The following is a 23,841-nucleotide window of genomic DNA, read 5'->3' on the forward strand; positions in this document are numbered from 1 at the left end:
CAGCGCGAGCGGCTTGCCTGGATTATCGCGCACCAGAGTAACAAAGGTCATCCATTGTGTTAATGGCTGACCATCGACTTTAACGATCCTGTCACCCGCTTGTAAACCTGCTTTACTCGCTGCCGAATTAGACTGTACTTCGGCTAACACCGGCTCGATCTGCGCGCTGCGCGGGCGAATCCCCAGTGTAGCGACTGGATCCTCTTTGTCTGGCTCAAAGCGCCAGTGGCGTAAATCCAGCACTTTTTCCTGCCGCTGGTCGGAACCAAAAGGCGATACGCTGACGGTTGTCTGCTCATCACCGATTTTCGCAACCAGTTGTAACCTCACGGCATCCCAATCAGGGGTTTCGATACCATCAATCGCTTTAAGTTCCATTCCCGGTGTAATTTGCGCCGTTGCCGCAATGGAACCCGTGGTGATTTCACCCACAACCGGGCGTACGCCAGGCACGCCGATAATAAACACCAGCCAGTAGGCGAAGATAGCGAAGATGAAATTGGCTACCGGTCCGGCAGCGATGATGGCAGCACGTTGGCCAACAGTTTTATTGTTGAACGCGCTATGTCGAAGTTCCGGGGCGACAGGCTCAACGCGTTCGTCGAGCATTTTGACATAGCCGCCCAGGGGAATCAGAGCAATGACAAACTCGGTGCCATGCTTATCGGTGCGCTTCCAGAGCGATTTGCCAAAGCCAATCGAGAATCGCTCTACCCGCACACCACAGCGCCGGGCAACCCAGAAATGGCCAAATTCATGCACGGTAATCAGTACACCCAATGCAACAATGAACGCCGCCAGATTCCAGAGAATGCTCAGCATAAAACCTTCCGTTATATCGTCCCAAACACCAGTAAAAGCAGGCAAGCAAATACGGGAACAGCCGCGGTAAGGCTGTCAATGCGATCCAGTATTCCGCCATGTCCTGGAATCAGGTGACCACTGTCCTTAATCCCTGCTTCACGCTTAAACATGCTCTCGGTTAAATCACCCAGTACCGATGCCAGCGCCGCGAAAATCGAACATACCAGCAGCGTGGAGGGGGCAACCTCAAGATTCGCCCAGACGCCATAGCCCCAGGAGATAATCGCTGCCGTAAACAGGCCGCCGATGAAGCCTTGCCAGGTTTTGCCCGGAGAAACCTTTGGCGCCAGTTTATGTTTGCCAAACAGTTTACCAAACATATAGGCTCCGGAGTCAGCCCCCCAGACGAGAATCATCACATAAAGCAGCCATATTGCGCCGCTGTAGTGATTTTCGTCATAGTGCCAGGCGCGCAGCGCAACCATACCCCAGAAGAACGGAACAATCGTGAGCAGACCAAAAATAAGGCGCAACACTTTAGAGTTACGCCAGATCGCCGCAGAGCCCGGGTAGAAAAGCACTAAAACAAGCGCAGCAATCCACCAGGCCAGCGATATCCATAAGGATCCGGCAACCAGCGGCTGGTGAACATCGTGATGATATTCAGGCAAGGTATACAGCATCAGGGCCAGTAAAAAACCACAGAGTACCGCCAGCCATACCCGCTGAGTGCGCGAGGTAAAGCCGCTAAGCTGCCCCCATTCCCACGCGGCGAGCATACACACCACCAGCGTAACAATAGCGAATCCCACCGGAGGCAGTAAAAACAGCGCTGCGATAACGACGGGTATTAATACAAAAGCGGAAATCAGGCGATACTTCAGCAAAAGCTACCCCCATCAGGCGTTATCGCCACCAGGCTCGGTGCCGCCGAAACGACGCTCTCGATTGGCAAAGGCATGCAGCGCACCTTCAAAGTCTTGTTCATCAAAATCTGGCCAAAGAACATCCGTAAAGTAAAGTTCAGCGTAGGCAATTTGCCACAGCAAAAAGTTACTTATGCGATGCTCCCCCCCTGTCCTTATAACCAAATCCACGGGAGCCAGTTCATTCATGCAGATTTGCTGACTCAGCGCCTCTTCATCAATCTGGTCGGGTCTTAACAGCCCTTCCTGAACCTGCTCAGCCAAATGCCGAACCCCCTGGATAATATCCCAGCGTCCGCCGTAATTCGCCGCGATATTGAGCGTCAGGCCGGTATTATTTTCCGTCAGCGCTTCAGCTTTGCGAATCCGTTCCTGCAAACGTGAGTTAAAACGACTGGTTTCGCCAATAATACGCAAGCGGACGTTGTGGCGGTGCAGGCTTTTTACTTCACTATCGAGCGCCCACACAAACAGTTCCATCAACGCAGTCACTTCTTGCGCAGGTCGATTCCAGTTTTCACTGCTAAAAGCATAGAGCGTTAACGCATCAATGCCGTTATTGGCGGCAAAAGAAACGGCGCGGCGAACAGATTTCGCCCCGGCTTTATGCCCAAAGGCTCGTATCTTCCCTTGTCTTTTCGCCCAGCGGCCATTGCCATCCATGATGATTGCAACATGGCGACAGCCATGTGCTGGCAAGTTTTCGCTTATTGGTTGATTCGCAGACAACATAACGCGTTTTTAGTCCCTGAAAGGATTTAACGGTACACAGGAATACTGAAGCCTATACATAAAAAAGCCGTGTCATACCACGGCTTACCTGACCACTTAAAGCCAAATACCTGCGATCAGGTGGCGCAGACTATATCACTGAAGCCCAACGCTAACAAATAGCACGACGACTAGTGCTTGCTTTATCACCAGCTTGCGAGACGTGTCACCTGTTTACGCGCAACAATACGTGCCTGTTTATCCACGGCCAGCACCTCTTCCACACTCTGCGGCTCACGCAAATCCATCATCTCCAGCACGGATAAATTCAACGCGGCGATATCAGTAAAGCGGATCTGCTGATTCAGGAATGCTTCAACGGTCACTTCATTGGCTGCATTAAGCGCCGTTGTCGCCGCCTGCCCCTGATCGAAGGCCGTCATCGCCAGTTTCAGGCAGGGATAACGGTCGTAATCAGGCTCGCTAAACGTCAGTGAACTCAGCTTGCAAAAATCGAGAGGCTTAACGCCCGATTTTACGCGGTTTGGCCACGCCATCGTATGAGCAATAGGCGTACGCATATCCGGCTCGCCCAACTGGGCCAGCACGCTGCCGTCCTGATAGCGCACCATAGAGTGAATCACCGACTGCGGGTGGATCAGCACTTCCATCTGTTTCGCCGACGCATTGAACAGCCAGCGAGCTTCAATGTATTCCAGACCTTTATTCATCATGGTGGCCGAATCGACGGAGATCTTACGCCCCATTGACCAATTCGGATGACGACACGCCTGATCCGGCGTCATTGCGCTCAATTCAGACAGTGGCGTTTCACGGAACGGGCCACCAGACCCGGTAAGCAGAATCGACACAACGCCATTCTGCTCCAGGTCAGCGTACCCCAGGTTTTGTTGAAAAGGTTGGGGTAAACTCTGAAAAATCGCGTTGTGCTCGCTATCGACCGGCAAAAGACGCGCCCCACGCTGTTTTACCGCCTCCATAAAAAGGCGTCCGCAGGTGACCAGCGACTCTTTATTTGCAAGCAGAACATCTTTTCCCGCATCAATAGCGGCAAGCGTCGGCAGAAGACCCGCCGCCCCGACGATTGCCGCCATTACCTGATCAACTTCATCAAGCGAGGCCATATCGCAAGCCGCCTGTTGCCCGCTGAGCACTTCGGTACGACAGCCCTTCTCCTGCAACAGCGCTTTCACCTGGCGGGCGCTCTCTTCATCATCCATCACCGCAAAACGAGGGGTAAACTCCATGCACTGTTCGACCATTCGCTGCACGTTTTTTCCGGCCACAAGTGCGGTCACGGTGTAGCTGTCGGGATTATGACGTACGACGTCGAGAGTGCTGCAACCGATAGAGCCGGTCGAGCCGAGGAGAGTGAGATGCTTCATGAGATGCCCAAAAGTTAGACCAGATAAAAGCAAAACGCCGCCAGCAAGACTCAATGTCCTTCTGAACGGCGTTTATCAGTGTATAGCGAAAATCAGAACTGCATCAGTTCCGCTTCTTTTTCTGCCAGCGCCGCATCAATTTTCTTGATCGCCGCGTCGGTCATTTTCTGAATGTCGTCCTGAGAACGACGATCGTCATCTTCGCTGATCTCTTTTTCTTTCAGCAGGGCTTTCACTTTATCGTTCGCATCGCGACGCACGTTACGCACGGAAACGCGACCCTGCTCTGCTTCACCGCGAACGACTTTGATCAGATCTTTACGACGCTCTTCCGTCAGCGGAGGCAGTGGAACACGAATATCCGCGCCCGCTGAGCTTGGGTTCAGACCCAGGTCAGATGCCATGATCGCTTTTTCAACGGCCGGGCTCATTGAGCGATCGAACACGTTGATTTTCAGGGTACGGGTATCTTCTACCGTCACGCTCGCCAGCTGACGCAGTGGCGTAGGCGTACCGTAGTATTCTACGATGATGCCATCCAGCAGGCTTGGGGAAGCACGGCCAGTACGGATTTTGCTGATTTGGTTTTTGAACGCTTCTACGCATTTGTCCATGCGTACTTCAGCATCTTTTCTGATGTCGTTAATCACGATACGAATCCTTGAAAACTTGTCTCAGGCAGACTATCCGCCAGCACAGCGCTACAGGTGTGCTAAGTATAGTCGCGTTTAATTCATGACAGCGCCAAAGGCGCGTCCAGGTAAGATACCACTACAAAGTAAAGCGGAATCTTACCTGTATTTATCGCCGACGGAAATTATTCCGTGATCAAAGTGCCTTCTTTTTCGCCCATCACGACGCGACGCAGCGCGCCAGGCTTGTTCATGTTGAAAACACGGATCGGCAGTTTATGGTCGCGAGCCAGCGTGAAGGCGGCAAGATCCATCACTTTCAGCTCTTTATCCAGCACTTCGCTGTAGCTCAGCTGATCGTACATGGTCGCGGAAGGATCTTTTGCCGGGTCGGCAGTAAACACGCCATCTACTTTGGTCGCTTTCAGCACCACATCGGCTTCGATTTCGATACCGCGCAGGCAGGCTGCGGAATCGGTGGTAAAGAACGGGTTACCCGTACCGGCGGAGAGGATCACCACGCGGTTGTTGCGCAGCAGGCTGATAGCCTCTGCCCAGCTGTAGTTATCGCATACGCCATTCAAAGGAATAGCGGACATCAGGCGAGCGTTCACATAGGCGCGATGAAGCGCATCACGCATCGCCAGGCCATTCATCACGGTTGCCAGCATCCCCATGTGGTCGCCCACTACGCGGTTCATCCCCGCTTTCGCCAGACCAGCACCACGGAAAAGGTTGCCACCGCCAATGACCACGCCAACCTGAATACCCAGTTCGACCAGTTCTTTGATTTCCTGTGCCATGCGATCAAGGATGCTTGCGTCAATACCGAAGCCTTCCGATCCTTGCAGCGCTTCGCCACTCAGCTTAAGCAGAATGCGTTTGTACACGGGTTTTGCATTGGTAGCCATGTTTCTTTCCTGAGACTGTCAACGATTAAGATGGGGTTAATTCTGGCGACATGATATGTCGCTAATCAGCACAGCGATACTGGAGCCTGTCTGATTTCGTGAGACGGGTGACAAAAAGAAGCCGCCCTCAGGCGGCTCCTTTTCAATCATTAAGACTGCTTGGACATGGCAGCAACTTCTGCTGCGAAGTCAGTCTCAACTTTCTCGATGCCTTCGCCCACTTCGAAGCGGATGAAGCCAGTCACGTCAGCGTTGTGCTCTTTCAGCAGCTGAGCAACAGACTTGCTTGGATCCATTACGAAAGGCTGGCCAGTCAGAGAAACTTCGCCGGTGAATTTCTTCATGCGGCCTTCAACCATTTTCTCTGCGATTTCTTTTGGCTTACCAGACTGCATCGCGATGTCCAGCTGAACCTGGTACTCTTTCTCTACCACTTCAGCAGACACGTCTTCTGGCTTAACGAATTCTGGTTTGCTTGCAGCGATGTGCATTGCCAGCTGTTTAACCAGCTCTTCGTCAGCGCCTTTAGCCGCAACCAGAACACCGATACGCGCGCCGTGCTGGTAAGAGCCCAGAACATCGCCTTCCAGGGAAGATACGCGACGGATGTTGATGTTCTCACCGATTTTAGCAACCAGCGCAACACGCTCTTCTTCGAACTGTGCTTTCAGCACTTCAACGTCAGTGATTTTGCCTGCAACCGCTGCGTCCAGAACTTTGTTAGCAAATGCCTGGAAACCAGCATCTTTAGCAACGAAGTCAGTCTGGCAGTTAACTTCCAGAATGATGCCGTAGTTGCCGTCGATTTTGGTGATGATCACGCCGTCAGCAGCAACGTTGCCTGCTTTCTTAGCTGCTTTGATCGCACCGGATTTACGCATGTTTTCGATTGCCAGCTCGATGTCGCCGTTCGCTTCGGTCAGCGCTTTTTTGCAATCCATCATGCCTGCGCCAGTACGCTCACGCAGCTCTTTTACCAGGGATGCGGTAATTTCAGCCATTCTTAAATCCTCGGGAGATGTGAACTGCCCGGCCGGGAGCCAAACAGTATAAATTGAAAAAAGGGGCCGATAATGGGCCCCTATTCATACACGGTACTAATAAGGGGTAAAACCTTATTATTCAGCTTCTACGAAGCTTTCTTCCGCCTGAGAAGCCAGATCCTGGGAACGGCCTTCACGAACGGTAGCAGCTACAGCGCTCAGGTACAGGCTAACAGCACGGATTGCGTCGTCGTTACCCGGGATAACGAAGTCAACACCGTCCGGATCGGAGTTGGTATCAACGATAGCGAATACCGGGATACCCAGGTTGTTAGCTTCTTTGATTGCGATGTGCTCGTGGTCTGCATCGATTACGAACAGCGCGTCTGGCAGGCCGCCCATATCTTTGATACCGCCCAGGCTGTTTTCCAGCTTGTCCAGTTCACGAGTGCGCATCAGCGCTTCTTTCTTAGTCAGCTTATCGAAAGTACCGTCCTGAGACTGGGTTTCCAGATCTTTCAGGCGCTTGATGGACTGACGAACAGTTTTCCAGTTGGTCAGCATGCCGCCCAACCAGCGATGGTTCACGAAGAACTGGTCGCAGCTGTTAGCAGCATCTTTCACAGCTTCGCTTGCAGCGCGCTTAGTACCAACGAACAGAATCTTACCTTTACGGGAAGAGATCTTGCTCAGCTCAGCCAGGGCTTCGTTGAACATTGGTACAGTCTTCTCAAGGTTGATGATGTGAACTTTGTTACGTGCGCCGAAGATGAAAGGCTTCATTTTCGGGTTCCAGTAACGGGTCTGGTGACCGAAGTGAACACCAGCCTTGAGCATGTCGCGCATGGAAACAGTTGCCATGTTTAAAACCTCTATATTGAAAGTTGGGGTTATGCCTCCACGTATCCCATATTACCGACCCCGAAGGGCACCCCGGAATATGTGCCGATACGTGTGTGTTGTTACACAAAGTGAGATTTGTCGCTCCCGTCCAGCCTGTGTATCTGAGATGGATCGGAAGTCCGGCGCGCTTTATATCACAAAACACGGCCAGAAACCAATAATTGTTGGCGGAGTGTGCTGTTAATGATTCTCAATTTGGCACGGGGTGCGCCTGACTGATACCATTGACAACACTTACACTAGTATTGTCGAAAAAATCGACACCGATGGACAGATTACATGGCTATCTCTATTAAGACACCTGAAGAAATTGAAAAGATGCGCGTCGCCGGTCGTCTGGCCGCTGACGTGCTTGAAATGATCGAACCGTTTGTGAAACCGGGCGTCAGCACCGGCGAACTGGATCGCATCTGTAACGACTATATCGTCAACGAGCAGCACGCGGTCTCCGCCTGCCTTGGCTATCACGGTTTTCCAAAATCCGTCTGCATCTCTATTAATGAAGTGGTTTGCCACGGCATTCCGGATGACGAGAAGCTGCTGAAAGATGGCGATATCGTCAACATCGACGTGACCGTCATTAAAGATGACTACCACGGTGACACCTCTAAGATGTTCATCGTTGGCAAGCCAACGATTCTGGGCGAGCGCCTGTGTAAAGTCACCCAGGACAGCCTCTACCTGGCGCTGAAAATGGTGAAGCCAGGCATCCGCCTGCGCACCATCGGCGCCGCAATCCAGAAGTTTGTGGAAGCGGAAGGTTTCTCCGTGGTGCGTGAATATTGCGGTCACGGTATTGGTCGTGTGTTCCATGAAGAACCGCAAGTTCTGCACTATGATGCAGACGACGGTGGCGTAGTGCTGCAAAAGGGCATGACCTTCACTATTGAGCCAATGGTCAACGCGGGCGATTACCGCATCCGTACCATGAAAGATGGCTGGACGGTAAAAACCAAAGACAGAAGCTTGTCTGCCCAGTACGAGCATACTATTGTGGTTACAGACAACGGCTGCGAAATTATGACGTTGCGCAAGGATGACACCATCCCGGCGATACTGACGAACATTGAGTGATAAGAAGCCGGCGAATGCCGGCTTTTTTAATGGCGATAGCTTTTTCTTATGGGTGGCGCACGATGAGTAATCTCTTACCCGAACAGTATGCTAACACAGCACTTCCCACCCTCCCCGACCAGCCTGATAACCCGGGCGTCTGGCCACCGCATGAGCTGACCTGCGCACATATCAAATCCCATATGGCGGTTTTCCATCGCTGGCTGGGTAGCGCATTTGACGCAGGCGTCTCAGCCGAACAGCTCATTGAAGCGCGCACCGAATTTATCGACCAGCTCCTGCAACGTCTGTGGATCGACTACGGTTTCGGGCAGGTGAGCGACGTCGCGCTGGTTGCTGTCGGCGGATATGGCCGGGGTGAACTGCATCCGCTCTCTGATATCGACCTGCTAATCTTAAGCCGTAAAAAACTGCCGGACGATCGGGCGCAGAAAATCGGTGAACTGTTGACCCTGCTCTGGGACGTGAAGCTGGAAGTGGGTCACAGCGTGCGCACGCTGGAAGAGTGTCTGCTGGAAGGGTTATCTGACCTGACCGTCGCCACCAATTTAATTGAAACCCGCCTGCTGATTGGCGACGTGGCGCTGTTCCTCGAACTGCAAAAGCACATCTTTAGCGACGGCTTCTGGCCTTCAGAAAAATTCTTCGCCGCGAAAGTCGAAGAACAAAACCAGCGCCACCAGCGCTATCACGGCACCAGCTATAATCTCGAACCGGATATTAAAAGCAGCCCCGGTGGCCTGCGCGATATCCACACGCTGCAATGGGTCGCCCGTCGCCATTTTGGGGCCACCTCGCTGGACGAAATGGTCGGTTTTGGTTTTCTGACCGAAGCCGAACGTAACGAACTCAACGAGTGCCTGCATCTGCTCTGGCGCATCCGTTTTGCGCTGCACCTGGAGGTCACCCGCTACGATAACCGCCTGCTGTTTGACCGGCAGCTTAGCGTGGCGCAGCGCCTGAATTACCAGGGCGAGGGCAACGAGCCGGTCGAGCAAATGATGAAGGATTTCTTCCGCGTCACTCGCCGCGTCTCTGAGCTGAACCAGATGCTGTTACAGCTGTTCGATGAGGCGATCCTCGCGCTGACGGCAGACGAAAAACCGCGTCCGATTGATGACGAATTTCAGCTGCGCGGCACGCTGATCGATCTTCGCGACGAAACGCTGTTCATCCGCGAACCGGAAGCGATCCTGCGAATGTTCTATACCATGGTGCGCAACAGCACGATCACCGGGATCTACTCCACCACCCTTCGCCATTTACGCCACGCGCGGCGTCATCTGAAGCAGCCGCTGTGTTACATCCCGGAGGCGCGCTCGCTATTCCTGAGCATGCTTCGTCATCCGGGCGCCGTCAGCCGCGGTCTGCTGCCGATGCACCGACACAGCGTATTGTGGGCCTATATGCCACAGTGGTCGCATATTGTCGGGCAGATGCAGTTCGACCTGTTTCACGCCTATACGGTGGATGAGCACACGATCCGCGTCATGCTGAAGCTGGAAAGTTTTGCCAGAGAAGAGACGCGATCCCGCCATCCGCTGTGCGTTGATTTGTGGCCGCGCCTCTCTCACCCCGAACTGATCCTGATCGCCGCCCTGTTCCATGATATCGCCAAAGGTCGCGGCGGCGACCACTCCGTACTCGGTGCCCAGGACGTGCTGAAATTTGCCGAGCTGCACGGCCTGAACTCACGTGAGACGCAGCTTATTGCCTGGCTGGTTCGCCATCATCTGCTGATGTCGGTTACCGCTCAGCGTCGTGATATTCAGGATCCAGAAGTGATCAAGCAGTTCGCCGAGGAAGTGCAAACGGAGAACCGCCTGCGCTACCTGGTCTGCCTGACGGTAGCCGATATCTGCGCTACCAACGAAACCCTGTGGAACAGCTGGAAGCAGAGCCTGCTGCGCGAACTGTACTTCGCCACCGAAAAACAGCTGCGTCGCGGGATGCAGAACACCCCGGATATGCGCGAGCGCGTGCGCCACCACCAGTTGCAGGCGCTTGCCCTGTTGCGCATGGATAACATTAACGAAGAGGCACTACATCAGATTTGGGCGCGCTGTCGCGCCAACTACTTTGTGCGCCACAGCCCAAACCAGCTTGCCTGGCACGCCCGGCATCTGCTGAAGCACGACCTGACGAAACCAATGATTCTGCTCAGCCCGCAGGCCACGCGTGGCGGAACGGAGATCTTTATCTGGAGCCCGGACCGGCCTTATTTGTTTGCGGCGGTCTGCGCCGAACTGGACAGGCGTAACCTGAGCGTTCACGACGCGCAGATTTTTACCACCCGCGACGGCATGGCGATGGACACCTTTATTGTACTGGAGCCGGATGGCAGCCCGCTGTCGTCGGACAGGCATGAGGGGATACGCTTTGGCCTCGAGCAGGCGATTACGCAGCGCAGCTGGCAACCTCCGCAGCCGCGACGTCAGCCAGCAAAACTGCGCCACTTTACCGTCGATACCGAGGTCAATTTCCTGCCGACCCATACCGACCGTAAATCGTTCCTTGAGCTGATTGCGCTCGACCAGCCAGGGCTGCTCGCCCGCGTCGGCCAGGTTTTTGCCGATCTGGGAATTTCGCTTCACGGCGCCCGAATTACAACCATTGGCGAACGAGTAGAAGATTTATTTATAATCGCGACGGCCGACCGGCGTGCCCTTAATAATGACCTGCAACTTGAAGTGCAACAACGGTTGACAGCAGCCCTCAATCCAAACGATAAAGGGTGACGTGTTTTTTAGTGAAATGGAAAGAGTAAACAATGCAGCAGTTACAGAACGTTATTGAGTCCGCTTTTGAGCGTCGCGCCGACATCACTCCGGCAAATGTGGATACCGTGACCCGTGAAGCGGTAAACCAGGTTATTTCCCTGCTGGATTCCGGCGCGCTGCGCGTGGCAGAAAAAATCGACGGTCAGTGGGTTACTCATCAATGGCTGAAGAAAGCTGTGCTGCTCTCTTTCCGTATCAACGATAACCAGGTTATCGACGGAGCAGAAAGCCGCTACTTCGATAAAGTGCCAATGAAATTTGCGGATTACGACGAAGCGCGCTTCCAGAAAGAGGGCTTCCGCGTAGTACCACCGGCAGCCGTTCGTCAGGGGGCATTCATCGCACGCAACACCGTGCTGATGCCATCCTACGTGAACATCGGCGCCTACGTTGACGAAGGCACCATGGTGGACACCTGGGCTACCGTCGGCTCCTGCGCGCAGATCGGTAAAAATGTTCACCTGTCCGGCGGCGTCGGCATTGGTGGCGTTCTGGAGCCACTTCAGGCTAACCCAACCATCATCGAAGACAACTGCTTCATCGGCGCACGTTCCGAAGTGGTTGAAGGCGTGATCGTCGAAGAAGGTTCTGTGATCTCCATGGGCGTGTACATTGGCCAGAGCACCCGTATTTACGATCGCGAAACCGGTGAAATTCACTACGGCCGCGTTCCAGCCGGTTCCGTTGTGGTTTCCGGCAATCTGCCGTCTAAAGATGGCAAATACAGCCTGTACTGCGCGGTCATCGTGAAAAAAGTGGATGCGAAAACGCGCGGTAAAGTGGGCATCAATGAACTGCTGCGCACCATCGATTAATCGGGTATAACAAAAAGCGGGGGCAACCCCGCTTTTTTTATATCCGAAGGTGGCGAAAATAGATTTTTTCGTTAATTATTCATAGGTTATGTTGAGATCAAGGGTACCGCTATGTATGATAATCTGAAAAGTCTGGGCATTACCAATCCTGATGAAATTGATCGTTATAGTCTCCGCCAGGAAGCCAATAACGATATTTTGAAAATCTATTTTCACAAGGACAAAGGAGAGTTCTTCGCCAAAAGCGTGAAATTTAAATACCCACGCCAGCGTAAGACCGTTGTCGCTGACGGTATCGGTCAGGGATATAAAGAAGTACAGGAAATCAGCCCTAACCTGCGCTACGTTATCGACGAACTCGATCAAATCTGCCAGCGCGATCGCAGCGAAGTCGATCTGAAACGTAAGATCCTTGACGACCTGCGTCACCTGGAAAGTGTTGTTACCCATAAGATCAGCGAAATTGAAGCTGATCTTGAGAAATTGACGCGTAACAAATGAGCCGTTTTATTGCCCGGTGGCGCTTCGCTTACCGGGCCTACGAACGCATGTAGGCCGGGTAAGGCGAAGCCGCCACCCGGCAAACAGCATCATCTTTGTTCATCCAGCTGCAACGCCACATACAGCAGTAGCCGGTCGTCAAAATTCCCTAAATCCAGCCCCGTCAGTTCCGAGATCCGGTTTAACCTATACTCCAGCGTATTACGGTGAATAAACAGCGCTTTTGACGTTGCCAGCGGCTGCACGTTATGCCGGAACCACGCCTGCAACGTACGGCGCAGCAGCCCGTTGTTGTCCATCGCTTTCAGACGCACCAGCGGGCGCGCCAGCTCGTTGGCCTGCCAGCCACCGCGCAAACTGTCGAGCAGGACCGGCAGCATCAGATCCTGATAGAAATAACTGCGGCTCTCCGGCATGCGCTGTTTACCCACCATCATGGTAGTGCGCGCCGTTCGCCATGAACGGGCGATACTTCCCGGCCCGGTAAAGTAATTTCCCAGCGCGACGCGAAAACGGAGCTGTCCGTTCTCCTTCATGCGCTCGATGAGCAGCTCAACGCGGCGACGATGATCTTCCGCGTCCCAGCGGCCAAACTGATTAAGCGCAGGCTTGAGCACCACCATTTCCGTCAAAGAGACGATTGCCACCAGGTTGTTACGCTCCGGCGTCGCCAGCATATTTTGCAGCTGCTGTAGCTCCACCATGGCGCTATCCACGCCAAGCTGGCCGCTATCCACCTCAATCACGGCGACCACGCGCGGCTGATTCAGGTCGATACCCAGACGCTGCGCCCACTCGCTCAGGGCAGGCGTGTGCTCCTCCGCCTGGATCAAATTCATCACCAGCTCTTCACGCAGGCGGCTGTCCTGGGCGAGCAGGTGCATCAGACGCGACTGCTCCAGCATCATCTCCGCCGTCATGCAGACCAGCTCGCCGTATTTACGCAGCGATTCAGGATCGCCGGTCAGACCGATAACGCCAACAATCTCTCCTTCCAGACGCAGCGGCAGGTTGATCCCCTGACGGACCCCGTGCAGATGTTTCGCCACGGCGTCATCAATGTCGACCACGCGCCCCTGAGAGAGCACCAGCAACGCCCCTTCGTGCAATTCACCAATACGCTCACGATCGCCGCTGCCGATAATGCGCCCTCGGGCGTCCATTACGTTGATATTGGTATCGATGATTCGCATGGTGCGCGCCACGATATCCTGCGCCATTTTGGTATCAAGATGCCAGCCAGCCATATAACCCTCCCGTGAGCAGAGCTCAAGCATAGGGAAGTTCAGCTAAGGCTGCATTGTGCAGATGCCCAAAGGCAGAGAGAGATGTATGGAGTTGTGGGAAAGGTCACAGAAAAGAGAAAGCCCCTGCGAACAGGGGCTTAAGAAGATTACTGCATCAGGAGATAAATAGAGGTATCACCACGCTGAATATTCAGTGCCAGCACGGACGGCTTGCTGTCGAGAATTTTGCGCAGTTCAGCGATGTTTTTCACCGGCTGCTGGTTAGCGCCCATGATCACATCACCTTTTTTCAGGCCGATACGGGCAGCAGGTGAGTTCGCTTTCACGTTGTTCACCACCACGCCTTTATCTGCCCCTTTGTTGCTCATCTCAGCACCTTCAATACCGCTGAAGATGGTGCTGGAATCCACCTGATTCTGACTGCTCTGTTGCAGTTCCAGGCTCACGTTAACTGGCTTACCTTCACGCAGCAGGCCGAGGGTCACTTTACTGCCGATTGGCATAGAACCCACTTCCGCACGCAGGGCGGCAAAGCTGCTGATCGGTTTACCGTTCAGAGAGGTGATCACGTCACCCGCTTTAATGCCGGCTTTCGCCGCTGAAGAGTTCGGCATGACCTGGCTCACGAATGCGCCGCGCTGAGCGTCCACTTTCATCGCTTTCGCCAGCTCGGAGTTCAGCTCGGTCCCCATGATACCCAGCTCACCACGTTTCACCTGTCCATATTGCACCATCTGCGCAGTCAGGTTTTTCACCATGTTGCTCGGGATAGCAAAGCCGATACCGATGTTGCCACCGTCTGGTGCCAGGATAGCGGTGTTGATACCGATCAGTTCACCGTTCAGGTTAACCAGTGCACCGCCGGAGTTACCGCGGTTAATGGCCGCATCCGTCTGGATGAAGTTTTCATAGTTTTCCGCATTCAGGCCGCTACGTCCCAGCGCGGAGACGATACCCGAGGTCACGGTTTCGCCCAGACCAAACGGGTTACCGATGGCGACAGTGTAGTCACCCACGCGCAGCGCGTCAGAGTCGGCAAGCTTAATCGCCGTCAGGTTCTTCGGATCCTGAATTTGAATCAGCGCGATATCGGAGCGCGGGTCTTTACCGACCACTTTGGCATCGAATTTACGGCCATCGCTCATCTGAACCTTAATGGTGTTAGCATTATCTACCACGTGGTTATTGGTCACCACGTAGCCTTTCGCTGCATCAATAATAACGCCCGAGCCGAGTGCCATGAATTTCTGCTGCTGGCCGCCGCCCTGACCGTCATCCCCTGCGCCGCCCTGACAGAACGGGGAGCTCTGGAATGGCGAACCGTCCTGGCAGAATGGCGAATTGTCACCGAAGAACTGCTGGAAATTACGCGGCATACGCGGCGTATTGACGGTTGTGCTGCCCTCAACGTTAATACTCACCACCGATGGCATCACTTTTTCGAGCATCGGGGCCAGGCTTGGCATCTGCTGTGCAGTCGCTGCCGAGGAAGCTGTCTCGGCCGCCGTCGCCAGAGGGGACAACGCTAAACCTAAACTCAGAGCCAGTGCACTCATTGCTAATGTGGTTTTTTTCATGTTTCTCAATCTCGATTTACCAGATAACGCAAAATTGCTGTGTAACTCAGATTCGTTTTATACCGCTTAGTTCCGGGATTAAGTTTATGGAAAAAGTAAAAATTTATTGGTCGTCTTTACAAAACTCATGGCTTATTCAACGGCCATAAGCTTGCGGTATTCATCCCAGGCATACAAATCTGTCATCCCGCTGATATAGTCCTGGATAAGACGACAGCGATAATAATATTCCATGACTGGCCATTGGGAAGAATGACGATCTATTTTACTGACGGCCTCAATGTATGCCAGCCGGTGACGGGTTGAAAGCTTCTGATAGAGACGAGATTCAATCGGCAGGCGGCGAACACGTTCATTTTCGACCAGCTCGCAAAACTCATCGACCGTCAGCTGGAGCAGCGGGCCATAAATTTCCAGCAACCCGCTGATAACCCGGTATCCTTGCAGCTCCAGCTGTTCGACATCCGGGTGGCTGAAAACATGGCGAACAGCCACGTTTTTATATAATTCAAGCAGCTGACTAAAACTGCTCTCATCTTCCAGCAGGGCGTGATTAAATTCCCCGCTAAATATCATCGGCAAATTATCAATGAAACGGGCGGCCGCATACGGCACCAGTTTATTCAGCGTATTGACCCGCAAATACATAAAGAACTGATCTTCGGTACTGCGGCTCAGCGAATTTGAACGCGATTTATCCCAGGCATTCTCGACGACCTGTGCAAACAGAGAACCTTTTTCATGCTCTCCCCAGGCATCGTGAAGATGCTGATACAGCTCCTCGACGCTGAATATTCTTTTTTCCACTGCGTCTTCCAGATCGGCCACGCAATAAGAAATGTCATCAGCCGCTTCCATAATCCACGTCAATGGAAAACGGCCATTCGGCGTTAGCGAAAGTTCTTTACGCAACCGTTCAATGTACGCTTCTTCCGACAGGTAATAGCCCGGTTTTTTCATCAGGTAGCTATGGGTGGCAGGCGTTTCCCCCATCCACCACGCGGGACGCGTGTATTTGAGAATACAGCCCACCTGCGCCCAGGTCAGATTCATGCGCATCAGGGAGTGCACCAGACGGATCCCCTGCGCGTTACCTTCGAAATGACACAGATCCTGACGCACCTTGCGGCGCAGATCGTTCAGGCTATCTTCGCCCTCACGCAGGCGTAAATCGCGTACCACACAGCGGTCATCGCTGAGCGGCTGGCTTATGGCGTCAGAGGGAAAAAGCCGCTGTTTAAACCAGTCATTGATGGCGGCCTCGCCGAAATGACCAAAGGGAGGATTGCCGATATCGTGCATCAGGCAGGCCATCTCAACGATGCTTTCGAACGGCCCGGTCAGTTCATCCAGCCCGTAGGTTTCCAGCAGACGTTGCTCTTTAAGACGGCTGAGGATCTCTTTTGCAATGTAGCGCCCCACCTGCTGCACTTCCATGGAGTGCGTTAACCGCGTACGCACCGCGGCGTTACGCTCCAGCGGGAACACCTGGGTTTTTTGCTGTAACCGGCGGATGGCGGGCGAATTGATGATGCGTCCGCGATCGCTTTCAAAAATGCGCAGGATCTCATGTTCGCTCTTATCGCCCTGTGGCGAACGGAAACGTCGGTGCCAGTTAATTTTGGTGCGAAAATCGATTGGTGCCATGTGCTCCCCCGCGTGAGAATGCGTTTCCCCTTAACCGCATGATAGACTATGCATCTTAACAAGGCACATCGCGAGTAAATCTATGAAAATCGGCATTATTGGTGCAATGGAAGAAGAAGTTACGCTGCTGCGTGACAAAATTGAGAACCGTCAGACCCTCTCCCTCGGTGGCTGTGAGATCTACACCGGCCAGCTGAACGGCGTTGACGTGGCTCTGCTGAAATCAGGCATCGGTAAAGTTGCAGCGGCACTGGGCGCGACCCTGCTGCTTGAGCGCTGCAAGCCTGACGTTATCATTAATACAGGTTCGGCGGGCGGTCTGGCGCCGACGCTGAAAGTGGGCGATATCGTGGTTTCCGACGAAGCGCGTTACCACGATGCAGACGTCACCGCATTCGGCTACGAATATGGTCAGCTTCCGGGCTGCCCGGCCGGGTTTAAAGCGGATGATAAGCTGATTGCCGCCGCTGAAAGCTGCATTAACGAGCTGAATCTCAATGCGGTGCGTGGCCTGATCGTCAGCGGCGATGCCTTTATCAACGGCTCTGTTGGTCTGGCGAAAATCCGTCATAACTTCCCGCAGGCTGTGGCCGTTGAGATGGAAGCCACGGCCATTGCGCACGTGTGCCATAACTTCAGCGTGCCGTTCGTGGTCGTTCGCGCGATCTCTGACGTGGCGGACCAGCAGTCCCACATCAGCTTCGACGAGTTCCTGGCCGTTGCGGCCAAACAGTCCACCGTGATGGTGGAAACCCTGGTGCAGAAACTGGCGCGTGGGTAAGGTGTCATTCAGGGCGCTGGTCGCCCTGCTTCTGCTCGCCCCGGCCTGGCTCATCGCCGCGCCGCGGGTGATCACACTCTCCCCTGCCAATACGGAACTGGCGTTTGCCGCCGGGATTACGCCCGTTGCGGTGAGCAGCTTTTCCGATTATCCACCGCAGGCCGCCCATCTCGAACAGGTTGCCACCTGGCAGGGAATGAACCTGGAACGCATCGTGGCGCTGAAGCCCGATCTGGTTCTTGCCTGGCGCGGCGGTAATGCCGAACGACAGGTGGACCAGCTCTCTTCGCTGGGAATAACGGTAAAATGGGTAGATGCGGTGAGCATCGAACAGGTGGCGCAAACCCTCCGGGACCTCGCGCCCTTCAGCCCTACCCCCCAACGCGCCGAGCATGCTGCACAGCAGATGCTCAACGACTATGCTGCGCTAAAAACCCGATACGGCACGCAACCGAAACAACGCGTTTTTCTGCAATTTGGCAGCCAGCCGCTGTTCACTACCGGGAAAGGTTCGATCCAGAACCAGGTGCTTGAGATCTGTGGAGGTGAAAATATCTTTGCCGAAAGCCGGGTCCCCTGGCCGCAGGTCAGTCGTGAGCAGGTTCTTGCGCGACAACCGCAGGCCATTGTGGTGGTCGGAAATGCGAGCGAGATTCCTAAAATAGAACAATTCTGGCATCGGCAGCTTAAAATTCCGGTCATCGCACTCAACAGCGACTGGTTTGAACGCGCCAGCCCGCGTATTATCCTCGCCGCAAAACAACTCTGCGCCGAACTGGCAGAGAGTCACTCAAACAGATAAATACCCTATTCGAGGATTTAACGATGCTCGTGTATTGGCTGGATATTCTTGGCACAGCCGTTTTTGCTATCTCCGGCGTTTTGCTTGCCGGAAAACTACGCATGGATCCTTTTGGCGTACTGGTGCTCGGCGTCGTTACGGCGGTAGGCGGCGGAACGATTCGCGATATGGCGCTGGCAAACGGCCCGGTATTCTGGGTAAAAGATCCAACGGATCTGGTGGTGGCGATGGTCACCTGCCTGTTAACCATCGTGCTGGTTCGTCAGCCTCGCAGACTACCAAAATGGATATTGCCAGTGCTGGATGCCGTCGGTCTGGCGGTCTTTGTGGGAATAGGCGTGAATAAAGCCTTTATTGCCGGGACTGGCCCGCTGGTGGCGATCTGTATGGGCGTGTTGACCGGCGTGGGCGGAGGGATTATTCGCGACATTCTGGCGCGAGAAGTCCCGATGATCCTGCGAACGGAAATCTACGCGACGGCCTGTATCATCGGGGGGATTGTTCACGCCACGGCGTATTATACCTTTGCTGTCCCGCTGGAAAACGCGGCGATGCTGGGGATGGTGGTAACGCTGGTGATCCGTTTAGCGGCGATACGCTGGCACCTGAAGCTGCCGACGTTTGCACTGGATGAAAATTCAAGATAGGTGTCGTTTATAAGCCCGGTGGCGCTTCGCTTACCGGGCCTACAATTTGCATTCAGGTTAAATACTGAATGAAGAACCACACCCGCAGGTGCTGGTCGCATTCGGGTTAGTCACCACAAAGCGCGAACCTTCCAGACCTTCAGTGTAGTCCACTGAACCGCCCACCAGATATTGCAGGCTCATCGGATCAACCACCAGCGCGACGCCCTGTTTCTCGATAGTCATATCACCATCGTTAACCTGGTCGTCAAAGGTAAAACCATACTGGAAGCCACTACAGCCGCCGCCGGTAATATAAACACGCAGTTTCAGATCCGGATTGTCCTCGTCGGCAATCAGGGTTTTCACTTTTTTCGCTGCTGCTTCGGTAAATTCCAGCGGCAACGCTACGTCATCACTCATCTTATGCTCCCATGAATACTGCGACTGCTATTGGGTAAAAATCACCCAATTCTTTTTGTCATTATCTAATACCCTGGTAATTCATTCAAGTATTCTGCTTCAGGGCCTGTTCAGCTTCCTGTTTCGCCAGGGTACGGGCAAGAATGGTGGAGTATAGCGGTTTTCCACCCAGGAATTGGGCTAATAGTGTCGCGCCGAGGCAGGTAATGATCATTGGCAAAATGAGCTGGTAATTGTCGGTCATTTCCAGCACCAGCACGATCCCGGTCAGCGGCGCACGCAGGGAGGCCGCCAGCAGCGCCCCCATTCCCGCAACCGCAAACGTCCCCGCATCCAGATGGTAGGCCGGGAAGCCTGCCGCCGCCGCCATCCCGAACGCCGTACCCAGCAGCGTCCCCAGCGCCAGCATCGGGGCGAAAATGCCGCCCGGGGCACCAGAGGAGAAGCACAATACCGTGGTGATGACGCGTGAAATAAACATAAACAGCAGCAGGCCTACGCTGAAATTCCCCGCCGCGGCAATGGGAATCAGACCGAAACCGCCGCCCGCCGCATTCGGTTCGATAAAACCGAGGATCCCGCACACGCCCCCAAGCAGGCCCCCCACCAGCACCCATTTCGTGGTATTTCCGCCATGGATGCGCTGAAACATATCCTGCGCCCGTAAAATCAGGGTGTTAAAAAGCGGGCCAACGACGCCAAAAATCATCCCAAGAATCAGATACAGCCACAAAGTATTGACCGGCGCATTGGTTAGCTTGCCAACTTCAATCACCGCCCCTTCGCCGTTAAAGACGCGAAAGACAATGCTCGACATAATCACGCCGGTAAACACCGCTTTAATGGAGATCAGGTTGTAGCGGAACTGGGCGCGCATCTCTTCAATGATAAACAGGATACCCGCCAGCGGCGCGTTAAACGCGGCAGACAGCCCGGCCGCCGCCCCCGTTGCCAGCAGCGTATGGCGCGCTTCGGCGCTGCGCATACGGAACAGATCGCCGACCATGCGCCCGACGTTACCGCCCAGCTGTACCGTTGGTCCTTCCCGACCGAGCACCATGCCCGCTCCGAGCGTTCCCATCCCGCCGATAAATTTCACAGGAAGCACGCGCCACCAGCGAACCGGGCGTAGCTCTTCCAGCGCCCCCTCAATTTCAGGGATCCCCGAGCCACCTGCTTCAGGTGCGAATTTACGCACCAGAAAATAGCCCACCATGGCAAACAGGGCCGAAAGGCCAAAGGCCCACACCCAGACCAGCCATTCACGATCCGCGAAGCTGGCGACGGTACCTATGCGCCAGTTGAGCACCGCATTGACGGCTTTCTCAAACGCGACGCCTACCAGCCCGGCCAGCGTGCCCACAACGGCGGCTGCCACCAGAATGGCTAACGGGGTTTTGTCACGGTTGAGCAGCCGCCGGATACTGACCCGGTGCTTCGCGCGCGTAAACTGTTGTTGTTCAAAAGAAGGCGTGTTCTCGTTCATTACCTGTTCTGTTTCGTCATACAAAAGGCCGCAGGGATTCTACCAGAGACAATCCCCTCGTCCCCTGAAAAATACTTAACAATTGTTAAGCCTTCTATGGGGCAAAAATTTTATAACCTCTTCCGAATCACTTAGAATAGTTGCCTTAACTCATTTCTACGAACCAGGAACGACGCCATGAGCAAGTCTGAAAACCTCTACAGCGCAGCCCGCGAGCTAATCCCAGGCGGCGTAAACTCACCCGTGCGCGCCTTTACCGGCGTGGGTGGCACCCCGCTGTTTATCGAACGTGCGGATGGCGCATATCTGTATGATGTGGATGGTAAAGCCTATGTCGATTACGTCGGTTCCTGGGGTCCGATGGTACTGGGGCATAACCACCCGGCGATCCGCAACGCGGTGATTGAAGCCGCTCAGCGCGGCCTGAGCTTCGGTGCGCCAACCGAGATGGAAGTCAAAATGGCGGAGTTGGTCACCGAACTGGTGCCAACGATGGACATGGTGCGTATGGTGAACTCCGGTACCGAAGCGACCATGAGCGCTATCCGTCTGGCGCGCGGTTTTACCGGCCGTGACAAGATCATCAAGTTCGAAGGTTGTTATCACGGCCATGCCGACTGTCTGCTGGTGAAAGCCGGTTCCGGCGCGCTGACCCTCGGACAGCCAAACTCTCCGGGGGTGCCGGCTGATTTCGCGAAACACACGTTGACCTGCACCTATAACGACCTGAGCACCGTTCGCGCCGCGTTCGAGCAGTATCCGCAGGAGATCGCCTGCATCATCGTTGAGCCAGTTGCGGGCAACATGAACTGTATCCCACCGCAGCCGGATTTCCTGCCGGGCCTGCGCGCCCTGTGCGATGAGTTCGGCGCGCTGCTGATCATCGACGAAGTGATGACCGGCTTCCGCGTGGCGCTGGCGGGGGCGCAGTCATACTACGGCGTGGAGCCGGATCTGACCTGCCTCGGCAAAATCATTGGCGGCGGCATGCCTGTCGGCGCGTTTGGCGGCCGTAAGGACGTCATGGACGCGCTGGCGCCAACCGGTCCGGTTTACCAGGCGGGTACGCTCTCCGGTAACCCGATTGCGATGGCGGCGGGCTTTGCCTGTCTGACCGAAGTGGCGCAGCCGGGTATCCACGAAACCTTGACGGACCGGACGACGCAACTGGCAAACGGTTTGCTGGAAGCCGCAGAAGATGCGGGTATTCCACTGGTGGTGAACCACGTGGGCGGGATGTTCGGGATTTTCTTCACCGATGCGAAAACCGTGACCTGCTATCAGGACGTGGTGAAATGCGACGTGGAACGCTTCAAACGCTTCTTCCACCTGATGCTGGAAGAAGGCGTGTATCTTGCCCCGTCAGCGTTTGAAGCGGGCTTTATGTCCGTGGCGCACAGCGAAGAAGATATCAATAACACCATCGACGCAGCGCGTAAGGTATTTGCGAAGCTGTAAAATGTGCGGCTTGATGCCCTCACCCCAACCCTCTCCCACAGGGAGAGGGAGCAAACACTAAAACGGCAATCTAAGGATTGCCGTTTACTTTTATTACCGACTCTGCTTTCTCAACAGATAAATAAAGTAAGGCGCGCCGATAAAGGTCGACAGGAGGCCCGCCGGGATCTGATACGGGAACAGCACCATCCTTCCGCACCAGTCAGCAAAGACCAGGATCGCCCCGCCCGTCAGCGCAGAGATCACGATATGCGGCAAAGTCCTGCGGAAACCCATCATACGGGCGATATGCGGCGCCATTAATCCGACAAAACTGAGCGGGCCGATAGTCATGGTGGCCGTCGCCGTCAGGCACGCGGCCAGCAGCAACAGCGCAATGCGCGTTGGCGTCAGCGCCACCCCGACCGCGCGGGCGGTATCCCCACCCAGCGGCAGAATGGTCATCCAGCGGCGGCACAGCGGCACAATCGCCAGCAGCACGATCATCACAATCCCGGTATGCACCACCTTACTGCCGGTGGCGTTGTATGTTGAACCGGAAATCCATGTCAGGATCTGCGCCATGCGCGGATCGCCGCTCGCCTGCAACATCATCAGCAGCATAGTAAACGCGGTGCTGAGCGCCATCCCGGCCAGCAGCATGCGGTGAGGTGAGAAACCACCTCGCCCGGAGGCGATCAGGATAATCATCAGCGTGACTGCCGCACCGATACTCCCGGCAGGCATCAGCCAGCCGAACGCATTTCCCGGTACGAGGAACAACATCAACACTACGCCAAACGCGGCCCCGGAGCTGATCCCTAATACTTCCGGGCTTGCCATCGGGTTGCCGGTGAGACGCTGGATAATACAGCCCGCCACCGCCAGCATGACGCCCGCAATCAGCGCGGAGAAAATCCGCGGCCAGCGCCACTGCATGAGTTCATGCAGCAAATCCCCCGTTGCCCAGTGCCAGCCCGTGGCGTCGCGTCCCAGCGAGAGTGCGGCAAACGAGGCGATAACCAGCACTGCCAGCCCGGCAAGGCTGAACCACACCACCGACTGACGCTCGGCATGCACTTTATCGCCGGCATCCATCGCCGGAGCGCTAATGCTGCGCAGGCGCGGCAGCAGCCACAGCAGCAGCGGCGCGCCGATCAGGGCCGTCACCGAGCCCGTGGAAACTTCCATCCAGACGCGCGCCAGCCAGAGAATGAGCTGATCGGAAAGCCAGAGTATCAGCGCACCAATCAGCGGCGCCAGCATCAGACGCGCCAGCAGACGGCGCGCGCCGAGCATTTTTGCCAGCAATGGCGCAAACAGGCCGATAAAACCGATGATGCCGACGGCGTTAACCAGTAACGCGCTC

At 54.8% G+C, this 23,841-nt stretch carries 22 protein-coding genes; 8 read left to right on the forward strand and 14 right to left on the reverse strand.

Annotated features, from left to right (window positions below; translation table 11 throughout):
* From rseP to rpsB, 8 genes are all read right to left on the reverse strand, one after another.
* Nucleotides 1-822, reverse strand: an 822-nt coding sequence (gene rseP, locus HP459_RS08430; protein WP_171936103.1) for a sigma E protease regulator RseP, incomplete at its 3' end; no start/stop codon positions are given.
* 11 nt (nucleotides 823-833) lie between these two features.
* Nucleotides 834-1,691 (reverse strand): phosphatidate cytidylyltransferase, encoded by an 858-nt coding sequence (gene cdsA / locus HP459_RS08435; protein WP_003856175.1) that lies wholly within the window; start codon nucleotides 1,689-1,691, stop codon nucleotides 834-836.
* A 12-nt stretch (nucleotides 1,692-1,703) separates the two neighbouring features.
* The gene (ispU, locus tag HP459_RS08440) at nucleotides 1,704-2,462 is read right to left on the reverse strand and encodes a (2E,6E)-farnesyl-diphosphate-specific ditrans,polycis-undecaprenyl-diphosphate synthase (RefSeq protein ID WP_003856176.1); all 759 of its coding nucleotides are present in this window, start codon (nucleotides 2,460-2,462) and stop codon (nucleotides 1,704-1,706) included.
* A gap of 185 nt (nucleotides 2,463-2,647) precedes the next feature.
* Nucleotides 2,648-3,847, reverse strand: a complete 1,200-nt coding sequence (gene ispC / locus HP459_RS08445; RefSeq protein WP_171936104.1) for a 1-deoxy-D-xylulose-5-phosphate reductoisomerase — start codon at nucleotides 3,845-3,847, stop codon at nucleotides 2,648-2,650.
* Between the two features lie 92 nt (nucleotides 3,848-3,939).
* A complete protein-coding gene (gene frr / locus HP459_RS08450) occupies nucleotides 3,940-4,497 on the reverse strand; it encodes a ribosome recycling factor (protein WP_003856180.1) in 558 nt (185 codons plus the stop codon).
* Nucleotides 4,498-4,664: 167 nt separating this feature from the next.
* Complete coding sequence (gene pyrH, locus HP459_RS08455; RefSeq protein WP_008501910.1) at nucleotides 4,665-5,390, reverse strand: UMP kinase; 726 nt, start codon at nucleotides 5,388-5,390, stop codon at nucleotides 4,665-4,667.
* Between the two features lie 149 nt (nucleotides 5,391-5,539).
* Nucleotides 5,540-6,391 carry a translation elongation factor Ts gene (tsf, locus tag HP459_RS08460; protein ID WP_015572722.1) on the reverse strand — a complete coding sequence of 284 codons (852 nt, stop codon included), beginning with the start codon at nucleotides 6,389-6,391 and terminating at the stop codon, nucleotides 5,540-5,542.
* Between the two features lie 117 nt (nucleotides 6,392-6,508).
* The gene (gene rpsB / locus HP459_RS08465) at nucleotides 6,509-7,234 is read right to left on the reverse strand and encodes a 30S ribosomal protein S2 (protein WP_022647105.1); all 726 of its coding nucleotides are present in this window, start codon (nucleotides 7,232-7,234) and stop codon (nucleotides 6,509-6,511) included.
* A gap of 321 nt (nucleotides 7,235-7,555) precedes the next feature.
* Between rpsB and map the strand changes: the two genes are divergently transcribed.
* The 4 genes from map to HP459_RS08485 all read left to right on the forward strand — a co-directional run bounded on the left by map (nucleotide 7,556) and on the right by HP459_RS08485 (nucleotide 12,446).
* Nucleotides 7,556-8,350 (forward strand): type I methionyl aminopeptidase, encoded by a 795-nt coding sequence (map, locus tag HP459_RS08470; RefSeq protein ID WP_022647104.1) that lies wholly within the window; start codon nucleotides 7,556-7,558, stop codon nucleotides 8,348-8,350.
* A gap of 62 nt (nucleotides 8,351-8,412) precedes the next feature.
* Nucleotides 8,413-11,088 carry a bifunctional uridylyltransferase/uridylyl-removing protein GlnD gene (glnD, locus tag HP459_RS08475; RefSeq protein ID WP_032676702.1) on the forward strand — a complete coding sequence of 892 codons (2,676 nt, stop codon included), beginning with the start codon at nucleotides 8,413-8,415 and terminating at the stop codon, nucleotides 11,086-11,088.
* 32 nt (nucleotides 11,089-11,120) lie between these two features.
* Nucleotides 11,121-11,945, forward strand: coding sequence for a 2,3,4,5-tetrahydropyridine-2,6-dicarboxylate N-succinyltransferase (gene dapD / locus HP459_RS08480; protein ID WP_003856214.1), 825 nt, complete (start codon nucleotides 11,121-11,123; stop codon nucleotides 11,943-11,945).
* Nucleotides 11,946-12,056: 111 nt separating this feature from the next.
* A complete protein-coding gene (locus tag HP459_RS08485) occupies nucleotides 12,057-12,446 on the forward strand; it encodes a DUF3461 family protein (RefSeq protein ID WP_022647102.1) in 390 nt (129 codons plus the stop codon).
* 89 nt (nucleotides 12,447-12,535) lie between these two features.
* On the opposite strand, the gene HP459_RS08490 is transcribed toward HP459_RS08485, so the two are convergent.
* From HP459_RS08490 to dgt, 3 genes are all read right to left on the reverse strand, one after another.
* Nucleotides 12,536-13,693 (reverse strand): CdaR family transcriptional regulator, encoded by a 1,158-nt coding sequence (locus HP459_RS08490; RefSeq protein ID WP_003856217.1) that lies wholly within the window; start codon nucleotides 13,691-13,693, stop codon nucleotides 12,536-12,538.
* A gap of 146 nt (nucleotides 13,694-13,839) precedes the next feature.
* Nucleotides 13,840-15,270, reverse strand: a complete 1,431-nt coding sequence (gene degP, locus HP459_RS08495) for a serine endoprotease DegP (protein ID WP_023299364.1) — start codon at nucleotides 15,268-15,270, stop codon at nucleotides 13,840-13,842.
* A 132-nt stretch (nucleotides 15,271-15,402) separates the two neighbouring features.
* The gene (dgt, locus tag HP459_RS08500; protein ID WP_023299363.1) at nucleotides 15,403-16,917 is read right to left on the reverse strand and encodes a dGTPase; all 1,515 of its coding nucleotides are present in this window, start codon (nucleotides 16,915-16,917) and stop codon (nucleotides 15,403-15,405) included.
* An 82-nt stretch (nucleotides 16,918-16,999) separates the two neighbouring features.
* Between dgt and mtnN the strand changes: the two genes are divergently transcribed.
* The 3 genes from mtnN to HP459_RS08515 are packed head-to-tail and all read left to right on the forward strand — an operon-like array spanning nucleotide 17,000 to nucleotide 19,147.
* Nucleotides 17,000-17,698, forward strand: coding sequence for a 5'-methylthioadenosine/S-adenosylhomocysteine nucleosidase (mtnN, locus tag HP459_RS08505; protein ID WP_003856223.1), 699 nt, complete (start codon nucleotides 17,000-17,002; stop codon nucleotides 17,696-17,698).
* Nucleotides 17,691-18,500: a vitamin B12 ABC transporter substrate-binding protein BtuF gene (btuF, locus tag HP459_RS08510; protein WP_023305464.1), complete on the forward strand. Its 810-nt coding sequence runs from the start codon at nucleotides 17,691-17,693 to the stop codon at nucleotides 18,498-18,500. Before mtnN ends, btuF begins: the two co-directional genes overlap by 8 nt.
* Nucleotides 18,501-18,523: 23 nt before the next feature.
* On the forward strand, nucleotides 18,524-19,147 hold the full coding sequence (locus HP459_RS08515) for a TRIC cation channel family protein (RefSeq protein ID WP_003856227.1): 624 nt from the start codon (nucleotides 18,524-18,526) through the stop codon (nucleotides 19,145-19,147).
* A 57-nt stretch (nucleotides 19,148-19,204) separates the two neighbouring features.
* Here the strand turns inward: HP459_RS08515 and erpA are convergent, their stop codons facing one another.
* On the reverse strand, nucleotides 19,205-19,549 hold the full coding sequence (gene erpA, locus HP459_RS08520; protein ID WP_003856230.1) for an iron-sulfur cluster insertion protein ErpA: 345 nt from the start codon (nucleotides 19,547-19,549) through the stop codon (nucleotides 19,205-19,207).
* Between the two features lie 85 nt (nucleotides 19,550-19,634).
* Nucleotides 19,635-21,035, reverse strand: coding sequence for a H(+)/Cl(-) exchange transporter ClcA (clcA, locus tag HP459_RS08525; protein ID WP_022647097.1), 1,401 nt, complete (start codon nucleotides 21,033-21,035; stop codon nucleotides 19,635-19,637).
* A gap of 177 nt (nucleotides 21,036-21,212) precedes the next feature.
* Here clcA and hemL point away from each other — a divergent pair, with 177 nt between their 5' ends.
* Nucleotides 21,213-22,493, forward strand: coding sequence for a glutamate-1-semialdehyde 2,1-aminomutase (hemL, locus tag HP459_RS08530; RefSeq protein WP_022647096.1), 1,281 nt, complete (start codon nucleotides 21,213-21,215; stop codon nucleotides 22,491-22,493).
* A 93-nt stretch (nucleotides 22,494-22,586) separates the two neighbouring features.
* On the opposite strand, the gene HP459_RS08535 is transcribed toward hemL, so the two are convergent.
* The coding region (locus tag HP459_RS08535; RefSeq protein WP_171936105.1) for an iron ABC transporter permease at nucleotides 22,587-23,841 on the reverse strand (1,255 nt) is incomplete at its 5' end.

The organism is Enterobacter sp. CM29 (genome assembly GCF_013179605.1).
GTDB lineage: Bacteria > Pseudomonadota > Gammaproteobacteria > Enterobacterales > Enterobacteriaceae > Enterobacter > Enterobacter intestinihominis.